Source organism: Streptomyces sp. NPDC037273 (assembly GCF_055603625.1).
Map to the genome: position 1 here is coordinate 182,828 of NZ_JBVJVO010000005.1, position 13,193 is coordinate 196,020.

6 protein-coding genes are annotated in these 13,193 nt (G+C 72.4%); 1 reads left to right on the forward strand and 5 read right to left on the reverse strand.

What is annotated here, in order from left to right; genetic code table 11:
* Window positions 1-105: 105 nt before the first annotated feature.
* Window positions 106-4,191 carry a CHAT domain-containing protein gene (locus ACZ7G1_RS15755; RefSeq protein ID WP_470881174.1) on the forward strand — a complete coding sequence of 1,362 codons (4,086 nt, stop codon included), beginning with the start codon at window positions 106-108 and terminating at the stop codon, window positions 4,189-4,191.
* A gap of 29 nt (window positions 4,192-4,220) precedes the next feature.
* Here ACZ7G1_RS15755 and ACZ7G1_RS15760 read toward each other — a convergent pair whose 3' ends face one another.
* From ACZ7G1_RS15760 to ACZ7G1_RS15780, 5 genes are all read right to left on the reverse strand, one after another.
* On the reverse strand, window positions 4,221-5,615 hold the full coding sequence (locus ACZ7G1_RS15760; protein WP_470881176.1) for an ABC transporter ATP-binding protein: 1,395 nt from the start codon (window positions 5,613-5,615) through the stop codon (window positions 4,221-4,223).
* 163 nt (window positions 5,616-5,778) lie between these two features.
* Complete coding sequence (locus tag ACZ7G1_RS15765) at window positions 5,779-6,852, reverse strand: LacI family DNA-binding transcriptional regulator (RefSeq protein WP_470881178.1); 1,074 nt, start codon at window positions 6,850-6,852, stop codon at window positions 5,779-5,781.
* 180 nt (window positions 6,853-7,032) lie between these two features.
* Window positions 7,033-9,564: a beta-glucosidase gene (locus ACZ7G1_RS15770; RefSeq protein ID WP_470881180.1), complete on the reverse strand. Its 2,532-nt coding sequence runs from the start codon at window positions 9,562-9,564 to the stop codon at window positions 7,033-7,035.
* Window positions 9,565-9,616: 52 nt separating this feature from the next.
* Window positions 9,617-10,696, reverse strand: coding sequence for a DUF1996 domain-containing protein (locus tag ACZ7G1_RS15775; RefSeq protein ID WP_470881182.1), 1,080 nt, complete (start codon window positions 10,694-10,696; stop codon window positions 9,617-9,619).
* A gap of 67 nt (window positions 10,697-10,763) precedes the next feature.
* On the reverse strand, window positions 10,764-12,896 hold the full coding sequence (locus tag ACZ7G1_RS15780; protein ID WP_470881184.1) for a discoidin domain-containing protein: 2,133 nt from the start codon (window positions 12,894-12,896) through the stop codon (window positions 10,764-10,766).
* Between the last annotated feature and the right edge of the window lie 297 nt (window positions 12,897-13,193).

Sequence of the window (13,193 nt, forward strand, 5' to 3'; positions counted from 1 at the left end):
ACGCTCGGACACGTCGAGTTCACCAAGACACCAGGGGTTTCGGCCGCAACTCCCTTGCAGCGCCCCCGGTTGCGCCAGTTCGGCTCCAACAGGGAGGGGACGCCCGTGTCCGACGGGACGGCAGCGGCGCTCGACGCACGGCTCGCGAGGTACGAGAAGAGCGGCGACCGGACGCTGCTCAGGGAGCCGGAGGCGCTCGCGGAGGCCGCCGCGGTGCTCCGGAACGCGCTCGCGTCCTTGGACGACGGCAGGCTCGACATGGACGGGCTGAGCACCCTGTGCTGGTTCCACCTCCGCCGGTTCGACCCGGAGCGCGGGGTCGACCTCCATGACATCGACTCCCCCGTCGCCATCATCCTCACGTCGGTCCTGCTCGAAGTGGCGACGGGCACTTCGTATCCCGTGTCCGCGATTCCTCACGGTCTCATCGACCAGCAACCGGAGCTGGCCCTCTTCGCGTGCGACGCGTTCTCCGTGCAAGCCCCGCAGCTGGCCCGCTCGCCCGCGCGGCTCGCCACCGCGCGGGCCGTACTGGAGATCGCCGCCCGGTTGACGTCGACTCCTCGTCTGCGACGCAAGGCATTGAACACCCTTGCCCATGTGGAGTACGACAGCCACCGGGAGTCCGGAGACGTCGCCGTCCTGGAGCAGGCGGTGCGACTCGCGCGTCAGGCGGCCGACCCCGAGCCGCTCGGGCCTTCGGACCCCGGCCCGACCGCGGAGATGTGCGACTCGCTCGGTACCGCCTTGTACTTCCTCTATCGGGCCACCTACGAGGTGGAGCTCCTTGAGGAGTCGGTCTTCCAGCACTCCCGCTTCCTGGAGATCGGCCCGGGAGACGAGCCGGCCGACGACGGCCGGCTGGCCCATTACACGGACAACCTGGGCGCGGCGCTGTTCGCGCTCGCCGAGACGCGCCGCGACATGGAGACGCTGCGCCACGCCTTGGAAGCCTTCAAGGAAGCCGCGCGAATCGAAGAAGCCGGACCCGCGCGGTGGGCGGTTCTCGACAAGGTCTGGCGAACCCTGGCTCTCGTCCCCACGCTCTGTCGTTCGGCCCTGGACCTCGACGAGGCGATCGCGGAGGCGCGCGCCCTGCTCGACGACGACGGCGAAGCGGACCCCCGGCACGCCGCACACCTGACGACCCTGTCCACGTTGCTCCACAGCCGCTGGTCCCTGAGCGGAACGGGCGCACCCGCCCGTGCGGCGCTGGACTTGCTGGTCGAGACCGCACGCCGCACCTGGGAGGCGTACCCGCACGACGATCCGGATCGGTGGCGGGCAACCGGCAACCTGTACACCGCCCTGACGACCAGATCCATCGTGACCGGCAGCCTGGAGGACGCCGACGAGGCCGCATCCCTGGCCTCGGGCCTCGGCCGTCTGCAGGAGGCGGACGCCCTTGAGAACATCGCCTCGCTCAACACGTCCCCGTCCGCCATCGCCGGCGAGGTGAGAGCCCTCCAAGCCCTCGCGTTCCTCTACTCGGAACACAGCAACCCCCTCTATCTGGAGACGGCCATCCGGCAGGGGGACGAGCTGCTCACGACAGTCGGCCCCGGCGATCCCGGGTACGCCGATCTCCACGCGGTCCTCGCGGAGCTCCGGGAGGACCGGATCCAGCGCACGGGCCGGACCGGAGACCTAGACGAGTGCGTCACGCGGCTCCGCTCGGTGCTGCAGCAGCTGGCGGAGGACTCGCGCGACTGGGCCACGGTGGCGTCGACGCTCGGTCAACTGCTGCGCGTCCGGTACGAACAGCGGGGCGCCAAGACCGACATATACGAGGCCGTGCAGCTGGCCACCGCTTCCCTCGGCAACCTCGGCGAAGGCCCCGCCCGAGCCATGTCCCTCAACCGCCTGGGCCTGGCCCTCAGACTGCGCTACGACCACAACCGGGACCTCACGGACCTGCGAGCCTCCATCGCCGCGCTCTCCGAAGCCGTCGATCGACTGTCGGGCAACCCGGGCCTCAAGGCCTCCGTCCTCGACAACCTGGGAACGGCCCAAGGCGAACTGTTCAGCCGGCTCGGGGACATGGGAGATCTCGAACGGTCCATCGCCCAGCTACGGGAGTGCGTGGCGCTCACCGGGAACGGCGAGGTGCACGCCGCGACCCGATGGGACAACCTGGCCAGCGCGCTCCTGAGCCGGTACCACCACTCCGGGGAACCCGCGGACCTGAACGAGGCATTGGCGCACGCGCGGCGCGCCGTCGAGGAGACCCCGCCCGACCACGTGGAACGCGGCCGCCGCGTCAGCCGGATCGCGATGCTCCTGCGGGTCCGCTTCACGACGGGCTACGAGATCGCGGACCTCACCGCCTGCATCGCCTGCGCACGAGGCGCCGTACGCGCGATTCCCCTCGAACATGCCAACCGGGCGGAGTTCCTGGGCACGCTCGGCGAACAGTTGAAGTTCCACTTCCGGCTCGCCCAGGTGACGACCGAACTGGACGAGATCCCCACCGCCTACGACGAGGCACTCGCCGCCTTCGACGAGGGTCGACAGCACAAGAGCTCCCTCATCCACCTGCGAGCCTGGTGCGCCCGGGAATGGGCCTCCCTGCGCGCCCTCCGGGACGACCACGACGGCGTCCAAGCCGCCGCCGAGGGCGCCCAGCTCGCCTGGGAGCTGCTCTCCGAGATCGACTGGCACGGCATGACGGTGACGGACCGGCTGCGGCTCGTCCAGGAATGGAGTGGCTTCGCGCGGGAAGCCGCCGCCTGGGCCCTCGCGGCGGGCGATCCCGAAAGGGCGGTCGACTTCCTGGAGCAGGGACGCGGTCTCCTCTGGGCACAGCTCACCGAGCACGAGTCGGACATCGAGCGGCTGCGGGAGGTCGACGGCGACCTCGCCGACCGCTTCCTGGCCGTACGCGCCCAGGCGAGAGAGCTGACGGACGGGCAGCCGGCACGGGCGGACGTGCGGGGGGCGCTGGAGGGGGGCAGGGCCGAGTTCCTGGCGCGGGTGAACGACGAGCACCGGGCGCTCGTGCGGGAGATCCGCGGGCTCGACGGGTTCGACGCCTTCCTCGGGCCGCCGTCCCCGCGCTCCCTGGCGGGTGCGGTCGACGGCGGCGCGGTCGTCGTCCTCAACGTCGCGCCGACGCGCTGCGACGCCGTCCTCGTCACGGCGGCCGGTAAGGAGTGTCTCCCGCTCGCCGTCACCGCCCAGGAGATCGCCGAGAAAACGGCCCGGTTCACGGAAGCGTGGCGGACCGCCGGGAACGCCCAGGGCTTCCTGTCGGCCGCCGGCTCCTCGGCGCCCCCTTCGGCGACCGTCGCGTTCCGCACCGCCGTTGCCGAGATAGCGGATGTGCTCGCCTGGGGTTGGGACACCATCACGGGGCCCGTCCTGGAAGCCCTCGGGCACCGGACCGCTCCGGCCGAGGGCGAGCCCTGGCCGCGCGTCTGGTGGTGCCCCACCGGGCCTCTCACCGCCTTCCCGCTGGCGGCCACCGGGCACCACGACGGTTCCATGAGGGCCGTCATCGACCGTGTCGTGTCCTCCGAGACGCCGACGCTGAGGACCCTGGCCGAGGCCGGATCGCGTGCTCCCGCACAGACCGAGCCGCGGCTTCTGGTCGCCGGGGTCCCCACCCCGTACGACAGGGCGGACGTCCTCCACGGCGTCGCGGACGAGGTCGCGTCGGTGAGCGCGTTCTCTCCGGTGCCGGTGACCCGCCTCGACGGGCCGGAGGTGACGCGGGCCGCGCTGCTCCACGGCCTGCCCGGGCACGCCTGGTTCCACTTCGCCGGGCACGGCGCCGCGGCCGTGACCGACCCCGTGGACACGGCCCTCAGCGCCTTCGACGGCCCGGTGACGCTCGCGGACCTGACCAGGCTGCGCCGCGCCGGAGGCGTGCTCGCGTACCTGTCGACGTGTCACGGCGCCACGCCCGACTCGGATCACCTGGACGAGTCCGCCCATCTGGCCGCCGCCGTCCATGTCGCGGGCTTCCGCCATGTGATCGCCGTCCGTCAGGAGCTGGACGATCGGGTGGGTGCCGAGCTGGCCGCGGGCTTCTATCGCGCGCTGGGCGACGAACCCGATCCCGGTCTCGCGCTTCACCGGGCCCTGCGCGCCCTGAGGGAGCGCCTGGCCTCGGACACAGGGGTAGGGGGGCATCCGCCCGTGCATCCGTGGGGCTGGGCCGGCTTCGTCCACTTGGGGCCCGCCGGCTGAGGCCATGGCCGGCCCCCTGAGGGCAGGGCCTACTGGTCCAGGCCCGGGAGTGCGTCCGGCGCCGGGCAGATCCTCGTGCCCTGGTGGTCGAAGACGTACAGCTGGGCGAGGTCGACGAGGAGCGGCACCTGGGCGCCGGTTCGGACGCGGACGTGGGGGCCGGTCCGAAGGACGAGGTCGCTGCGGCCCGTGGTGCGGCGCTGGGCGGCGGCGTAGGGGTCGGGTGCGGAGGCGGGGACGGCGGTCGGGGCCGGTACGGCGTACGGGGCACCCGAAGGGGACCGCTCGGTCTCCAGGACGGCCCTCGCTCTGCCGACACCGAAGGCCGCTGCCCGTGCCCGGAGGCCGCCGAGGCCGCGCTTCCTCCGCAGGGAGGCCCGGCGGCCGCCGGTGCGGGGCCGGGAGGCCTCCAGGTCGGCCACGACGGCGGGGCGGGAGCCGGTGTCGAGGTGGACGAGCGCTTCGTGGCCCTGGTATTCGACGTGCTCGACGATGCCGACGAGCGAGGCCTCGCCGGGGCGGGCCTGGCTGGGTGGGGCGATGCGGACGGCTTCGGAGCGGAGGCCGACGATGATGGGGCGGCCCTGTTGGATGCGCAGGAGCTGGTGGTCGACGCTCAACGGGAGGGGGAGGAGGAGGCGTTGGCGTCCGAGTTCCAGGCTCATCGGGCCGTCGAGGGGGGCGTGGACGACGGCGTCGAGGAGGTTGATGCGGGGGGTGCCGACGAAGGCGGCGACGAAGACGTTGGCGGGGCGGGCGTACAACTCCTGCGGTGGGCTGACCTGTTGGAGGACGCCGTCGCGCATGACGGCGACGCGGTCGCCGAGGGACATCGCCTCGGACTGGTCGTGGGTGACGTAGACGGTGGTGACGCCGAGTTCGTCGGTGAGGCGGGCTATCTCGGCGCGGAGGTGGCCGCGCAGTTTCGCGTCGAGGCTGGAGAGCGGCTCGTCGAGGAGGAAGACGGAGGGGCGCCGGGAGATGGCGCGGCCCATGGCCACGCGCTGGCGTTCCCCGCCGGAGAGCTGACCGGGGAGCCGGTCGAGGAGGTCCTCTATCGCGAGCATGCGGGCGGTCGACTCGACCTGCGGGTCGTGGTCGGCCGAGGGGTCCCGCAGTTTCAGGGGGAAGCCGATGTTCTCGCGCGAGGTCATGGACGGGTAGAGGGCGAAGTTCTGGAAGACCATGGCGATGTCGCGCTCGCGGGGCGGTATGTGGTTGGCGTGCTCGCCGTCGAGGTACAGGTCTCCTTCGGTGATCTCCTCCAGGCCCGCGATCATCCGCAGGACCGTCGACTTGCCGCATCCGGAGGGGCCGAGCAGCACCAGGAACTCGCCCGGTTCGACGGTGAGGGAGACCCGCCGCACCACAGGGGAACCGCCGTATTTCTTGCTCACATCTCGCAGCACGATGGCGCGACTCATGGAAATCCGCCCGGAGTAGAAGGATCACAGGGGGGTGTGTGGCCGAAAGTAGCCCATCATGAAGCGCTGCGGAACAGTTTCGTACGGATAGGGAAAGAGGAATTCACCACGGGGGGAATGACAGGGGTACGGGGCTTGTCGGGGTCCGTCGCGCGTGTTGCCCTCAGGCCGATTCCCGTACGACGAGTTCCGGGGCGAACACCACGTGCGCCGGCCCCTCCGACGCGCCCTGGAGCCGCGCGATCAGCAGTTCCGCCATCGCCGCGGCCATCCGTTCCACCGGCTGGCGGACCGTCGTCAGCGGCGGCCGGCAGGTCACGGCGACGCTGGAGTCGTCGAAGCCGACGACCGCGACGTCTCCCGGCACGCTCAGGCCCCGCTCGCGCAGCACCTCGCACGCCCCTTGGGCCATCAGGTCGTTGGCCGCGAAGACGCCGTCCACGCCCGGGTGCTCCGCGAGGAGCCGCCGCATCGCCGCCGCGCCGCTCTCCACCGTGAACCCGCCCTCGACCACCGCTGGCGCGGCTCGTCCGGCACGCTCCAGGGCCTCGCGGAACCCGGCGAGGCGGGCCGCGCCGGCCGGGAGGTCCCGGGGCGCCCGGATCGTGGCGAGGCGCTCGCATCCCCTGGCCAGCAGGTGCGCGCCGGCGAGCCGGCCTCCCTCGTGGTGGTCCACGTCGACGTAGGCGATCTCCGATCCACCCGATGCGTCCACTCCCACCCCCTCCGATGCCTCCGGCGGGCGCGCGAACAGCACCAGGGGAACGCCCGAGGCGGCGAGCATCGACGGCAGCGGGTCGTCCGCCTGGATGGACACGACGAGCGCCCCGTCCGCGCTGCCTCGCCGCAGGTGGTCCACGACCTGGCGCCTGGCGTCGTCGGACTCCGCGAACATCAGCACCGGATGGGCCCCGCGCCCGCGCAGATACGTGACGGCTCCGCTGACGACGCGCCCGAAGAAGGGATCCGCGAAGACGCGCGCGGCGAACTCGTCGCCCGCCCCGGCGATGACCAGCGCCACGGTCTCGGCGCGCGGGCCCGGGTGTGGGTCGCGGCCGGTCACGAGGCTCCTGGCGGCACTGTTCGGGGTGTATCCGATGCGCTCGACGGCCTGCCGCACCACGTCCTGGATCGCCGGGTCGACGTTGCGCACCCCGTTGACGACCCGCGACACCGTCGCCCTGGAGACACCCGCCTCCCGCGCCACGTCCTCCAGCGTCGGTCCCCGCTTGATCACTCCCGTACTGTAACGCGCCGTTTTCCCGAGGACGATGGGCGGGCCGCGAGAGGTGGCGGGCGCCAGAGACGACCTCGGTGCGCTATTCACGGATGAGCATTCGCGGTTCCCGCACCCGGAATTCACCGCGTACGGGAAAGAGGAATTCGATATACGGACGATGGCGCCGCGCCGACAGGGTCACGCATTCCGGTCGTCCGGAGCAGGTTCGACCGTGACCGTCGTCCCGTATTCCACCGCACCCGCCGAGCGACCGACCATCAGCCGGTACTCCCCCGGTTCGGTGCGCCAACGGCCGTGCTCTGGCGACCAGTACCGCAGCGCTCGCGGCTCCACGACGATCTCGGCCGCGACCGTCGTCTCCGGCTCCGCGTGGACGGCCGCGTGGCCGGCGAACCAGCGAACGGGCCGCTCGACCTCGGAGTCGGGTCGCGCCAGGTACACCTGGACGACCTCGCGGCCGGGGCGGGCTCCGGTGTTGCGTACCGGCACCCGGACGGTGAAGGGCGCATCGGGGTCGACGCGGGCGGGGACGTCGGGGGTCCCGTACTCCCAGGTCGTGTAGCCGAGGCCGTGGCCGAACCAGTAGGCGGGGCGTGTGCCGGAGCGCAGCCAGGCGCGGTGGCCGATGTGGAGGCCCTCGGAGTAGTCGAGGCGGCCGTCGACGGGGCGGGTGCGGGTGACGGGGGCGTCGGCGAGTGTGGCGGGCCAGGTGGTGGGGAGCCGGCCGCCTGGTTCGCGGCGGCCGAAGAGGACGTCGGCGAGGCCCGCGCCGGCTTCCTGGCCGGGGAACCAGGCAAGGAGCACCGCGGCGACCTCGTCGCGCCAGGGGAGTTCGACGGGGCCGCCGCTGTTGACGACCACGACGGTACGGGGGTTGGCGGCGGCGACCGCGCGGACCAGGTCGTTCTGCGCGGCGCCCAGGGACAGGTGGGTGCGGTCGTGGCCCTCGGTCTCGTCGTGCTCGGTCGTGCCGACGACGACGATCGCCGCGTCGGCCTCGCGGGCCGCCGCCACGGCTTCGGCGAGCGCCGGAGCCGTGGCGCGCCGAGGGGGCGCGGCGGCGACGATCGTCGCCCGGCCGGAGCCGGGGACCAGTTCGCGGCGGGCGACGAGGTGGACGTGGCGGCCGCGTTCCAGGTGGGCGGTCGTGGTGTGCAGGGGCGGGGTGACGTGGACGATCGCAGGGTCGTCCGTGGTTCGCGGGTGGGTGCCGTCGAGGATGACGTGCCCGTCGACCTCGATCGTCATCCGGCCGAAGCCGCCGATGCCGAAGGTCCACGGCCCGGTGGTGTCGGGGCGGAGCAGGGCCCGGATCTCCACCGTGTGCGTGTCCGGTGCGAGGTCCGGTTCGAGCAGGCGGCCCGACAGGCGCCGTTCGGCGCGCAGTTCGCGGCCTTCGGCGTCCAGGAGGCGCAGCAGGACGCCCGGCTCGCCGGAGCGCGGATCGGTGCACCGGTCGGTGTCGAGCGGTGCGGGCGGTCCGTCCGTCGAGGGTCCCGCGGTGTACGTGACGCGCCCGCGTCCGCGGAGACAGGCGCGGATGCCGGCGAGCGGGGTGACGACGGCGGACGGGAAGACGCCGGCGCTGCCGCCGCCCTGGACGCGGGGCGAAGCGGCGTGCTCCCCGATCACGGCGACCGTGTCGAGCCCTCCGGGGTCGAGGGGCAGGACGCCGTCGTTGCGGAGGAGTACGGCTCCGGCGGCGACCGTGCGGCGCAGCAGTCGCCGCGCTCCTTCGGCCGGGAGGGAGGGCCTGCGGCGGGGGTGGTCGCCGAGTGCGCCGACCCGGGTGGCGAGCCGGAGCAGGCGGCGGACCTTGTCGTCGACGGCGCGCTCGGGGACGCGGCCGGCGCGGACCGCTTCCGCGAGTTCCGCCGCCCAGGGGCTCGTCGGGCCGGGCATGGCGAGGTCGAGCGCCGCCCGCGCCGGTTCGTCGGTGGTCCGGACGGCGGCCCAGTCGGAGACCGCGACGCCGTCGAAGGCCCACTCCCCCTTCAGAGGCTCGGCGAGCAGCGGGTGGGCCGTCATCGTCGTACCGCCGACGCTGTTGTAGCCGGCCATGACCAGCCACACCCCGGCGTCGACGGCGGCTTCGAAGGGAGCCAGGTACACCTCGCGCAGGGCTCGTTCGGAGAGCCGGACGTCCAGGGTGAGGCGTTCGGTCTCGGAGTCGTTGGCGACGTAGTGCTTGGCGGTCGCGGCGACGCCGTGTTCCTGGATGCCTCGGATCAGGGCGGTGCCGGTGCGGGCGGTGAGTTCCGGGTCCTCGGAGAAGCATTCGAAGTGCCGGCCGCCGAGTGGCGTCCGGTGGAGGTTGAGGGTCGGCGCGAGGACGACGTCGACTCCCCTGCGGACCGCCTCGGCTGCCAGCAGGCCGCCGAGGCGCCGCAGCAGCGGTGCGTCCCAGGTCGCCCCCAGCGCGGACGCCGACGGCAGGAGGAAGGAGACCCGGCGCTCATCCCAGGCCTCTCCCCTCACTCCCGCGGGTCCGTCGGAGAAGACCATCTCCCGCAGCCCGATCGCCGCGTCGGCGGCGGACCGCCAGGTGGTGGCCCCGGTGAGGAGCCGCACCTTGCGCTCCAGGTCGAGCCTGCCGATGAGCGAGTCGAACTCGCCGGCCGGCGGGTCGAGCTCGTCGACCGACGGGGCGAGCCTGCCGGCCGGCTGATCGGGCATGTCGTCGGGCAGGGCGCCCCGTTCGTCGTTCATCTCTCCCTCGTCCTCGCGGGTGCTGTCATCGGATGCCGGTGGCCGCGCGCGGTCAGGGCAGTCGGTACTGCGCGTTCAGCGCGGCGCCGCGCTCTGGGTGGGTCTCGTCGTAGCCGCGTGCGTCGCACTGGAGGCCGCCGATGATGCAGTGGTCGACCAGGGCCTTGAGGGTGCGTTCTTCCCAGGCGTTGAAGAAGTCGTAGTGGAAGGAGTAGCCGCGGCCGCTGGCCAGGCGGACGTCCGACATGTCGCCGTCGACGGGGAAGGCCATCTTGAACTCGATCATCGGCAGGGCGACGGGGTGGCTCGCCGGGCACACGTCGTCGTTGGTGCCCGGCTTGACGACCGGGTAGGCCATGTGGCTCTGGTGGTCGGGGGTGTCGAGGTACAGCCCGTTCCAGCAACTCGGCGCCTGCATGCGCAGGTTCAGCTGGGTTCCGGCGGGACAGTTCTGCGGGAAGTCGGCGTTCTTGTAGCTGTTGCCGCACTCCCAGCCCTCCACCCAGCCGGGGTGGTCGCGGAACTGGTCCGCGCTCTGCAGGGGGTTGCCGACGACGAAGCGGAGCCCCTTGGGGAAGGGCCGGACGCTGGTGTAGTCGGTGACTCCGGTCTTGTAGTAGATGACTTGGGGGCCGCTGGGCAGCACCTTCCGCTCCCCCTCGAAGAGGGAGGGCATCCAGTAGGCGGAGGCGTCGGCGGGCGCCTTGCAGGCCGTGGCGCCGCCGTAGAGGGTGTCGGTGACGCTGTGGGCGTTCGTGGAGGTGTTGCCCATGAACGTGTGGTCGTGGGACCTGCCGGGCTGCCCGGGGTAGACGATCGGGTCGTCGGGGGCCGTGTGCGTGACCGCGCAGTTGGCCTGGAACTCGTGGAAGTAGCGTGGCGGCGGGGTCGCCGTCGACGGCGTCACGCCGGTGACCTGGGGTACGGCGGGGATGTAGCCGTCTCCGTCGGCGTCGTCGCCCGATGCCTGGAGCGAGGCGGCCATCCGGTGTCCCGCGTGCGCGGCGGCGGCCGGCGGCGTGGCGTCGGGTGCCGGGTCCGCCGCGGAGGCGAGGGTGCCGATGCCGAGGAGGGTGGCGACGAGGGCGGTGCCGAGGAGCAGTGCGGGGAGCCGTTTCGGACTCGCGCTCATGGGGTCTCCTGCCCGTGAGAGGGGATGGGTGATGCGGTGCGTTTCGGTGGTCGGTCGGCGGGGGCGGTCAGCTGTAGATGCCGAACTCGTGGAGCGAGTGGCCCCAGCCGGTGCCGCGGGCCGTCAGCTGGAGCCGTACGTGGCGGCCGGTGGTGGCGAGGGAGATGGTGTCGACGTCGCCGTCGCCCGTGGTGGTGGCGTGGACCGTGCGCCAGGTGGTGCCGTCGTCGGAGACCTGGACCTCGTAGGACTTCGCGTAGGCGGGGTCCCAGACGAGTTGCACGGTACGGATGTCCTTGACGGCCCCGAGGTCGACCTGGAGCCATTGCGGGTCGCTCCAGTCGCTGGCCCAGCGGGTGTCGGCGCGGCCGTCGGTGGCGTGGGCCGGCGGGCAGGGGCAGTCGCCGTAGCCGGTCTGGTAGGAGGAGGCGGTGGTGGGCCGGCCGAGGGCGAGGTTGGTGCCGGCTACCGGGGGTGCGACCACGCGGACGGACTTGGTCTCGATGCCTGCGTTGCCGTGGCCGTCCTCGGCCTGGACGTAGACCTTCCAGACGCCGAGCTTCTCGGGTGCGGTGACGGCGAAGGTCCCGTCGCCGGTGGCGCGCCACCGTGCCTCGACGAGTCGCTTGTCGCCGTTGGCGTAGTTGCCGCTGAGGAAGATCCTGGGGGTGACCTGGTCGCCGTCGGGGTCGCGGATGTCGGCGCGGACGGTGAACTCGCGCCCGGCGGGGGCGGCGGTGGCCGGGGTCACGGTCATGCCGCTGATGACGGGCGGGGTGTTGTCGCCCGTGACGGAGCCGCCGTAGGCCTTCTTCACGGCGTAGTAGGAGAGGCGCTTGAGGCCGTCGGGCAGCAGGTTGAACCAGACGCCGCCGAAGTCGTGTTCGGTGCCGTAGTGGAACATCGTGGCGCCGAGGGCGACGCCCCGGTGGCCGGTGACGCAGTTCCAGGCGGCGGTGTACCCCGCGGCTTTCTGTGCGTCGGTCGGCTCGTCGGGGACGCCGTTGGCGTCGTCGGGGACCTCCCATTCGCCGGCGGGGCCGGTCTCGGTGATGAGGTAGGGCTTGGTGTAGCCGCCGTCGATCCAGTCCTGCCGCACCTTGCAGAGGTTGTCGTACGAGTTCATCGAGTACAGGTCGAGGTCGGGGGCGTTGCGCTTGTAGTAGGGCCAGGCCCCGGTCCAGGCGTCGGTGGAGGTCACGGGGTGGTCGGGGTCGATGGAGTGGATCCTGCGGGCGACGTCGTTGACGAAGCCGGTGTAGGCGTTGCGCTGGTTCTCCAGGGCCGTGCCGTTGTAGCAGTTCTGCAGGCCGAGGACGGATTCGTTGCCGACGTTCCACATGAGGGTCGCGGGGTGGGTCTTGTACGTCTCCACCCACTTCGCGAACTCGTCGAGCATCGAGGTCTTGTACGCGGTGTCCGTGACGTAGTCGACGCAGCCGCCCGCGCCGGGCCCGCCGCCGGGCTGGAGCCAGAAGCCGTTGACGACCTTGACGCCCTGGGCGGCGGCGGCGTCGAGGAGTGGCTTCGTGGATCCGTCGGTGCCCCAGGTGCGGAGGGTGTTGACGCCCATGGACTTCACGTCGGGCAGGTACTTGGGGGCCTCGGCGGCCGATGGGCCCCAGGTCAGGCCCTTGACGGTGTACGGCTGCCCGCCCACGGTCAGCTGCCAGTCGCCCTGGCTCCCGGTGACCCGGACGGCGCCGGTGGGCGGTGGTGTGGTGCCGGTCTCCCCGTACACCTGGAACTCCCAGAGCGAGTAGCCGTATCCGGTCGCGCGGGTCACCCCGTGCATCCGGACGTAGCGCGCGGTGCCGGAGACGGCGACGGTCTCCGTGCCGCCCGCGCCGCTCTGCGTGCTGTAGGCGGAGGTCCACGTCGTGCCGTCGGTGGACAGTTCGATCCGGTACGCCTTGGCGTACGCGGCCTCCCAGCGCAGGACGACCTGGCTGACGGCGACGGGGGCTCCGAGGTCCACCCGCAGCCACTGGTCGTCGGAGGCCGCGCTCGACCAGCGGGTACCGAGGTTGCCGTCGACGGCGTCGGCGGCCGGGGTCCCGTAGTGCTCCTGGCTGGACGCGGTGACGGGCTTGCCCTGGGACAGCAGGGTGGGGGCGGCGGCCTGGGCTTGTTGTGCGGGGAGGAGCGCGAGCAGTGTCGAGGCCACCACGGTGGCCACGGGTATGCCGGCTGAGGGCATGGGGGGATCTCCTTGTGGCGAGGGGGGAGTTGCGGGAGAGCGCTCTCCCAGACCTTGCCCGCGCCCGCCGAACGTCGTCAATAACCGCAACCGACTTTTCTTTTGGCTTGACTTAAGGAGGTCCCCTTACCGAGGTGCTCTTTACGGCGAAGCCCCGGGGGGGGGGGGGGGGGGGGGGGGGGGGGGGGGGGGGGGGGGGGGGGAGGAGGGAGGGGGGGGGGGGGGGGGGCGGCGTGACGCCGTCGCAGATGAGCATGAGGGAGGTGCGCATGTGGTCGGCGACCACGCGCAGCGAGA

Excerpts from the sequence above, each read along its gene's own strand:
- ACZ7G1_RS15760 (WP_470881176.1), bottom strand. The coding sequence starts at position 5,615 with ATGAGTCGCGCCATCGTGCTGCGAGATGTGAGCAAGAAATACGGCGGT.
- ACZ7G1_RS15770 (WP_470881180.1), bottom strand. The coding sequence starts at position 9,564 with ATGAACGACGAACGGGGCGCCCTGCCCGACGACATGCCCGATCAGCCG.
- ACZ7G1_RS15780 (WP_470881184.1), bottom strand. The coding sequence starts at position 12,896 with ATGCCCTCAGCCGGCATACCCGTGGCCACCGTGGTGGCCTCGACACTG.
- ACZ7G1_RS15775 (WP_470881182.1), bottom strand. The coding sequence starts at position 10,696 with ATGAGCGCGAGTCCGAAACGGCTCCCCGCACTGCTCCTCGGCACCGCC.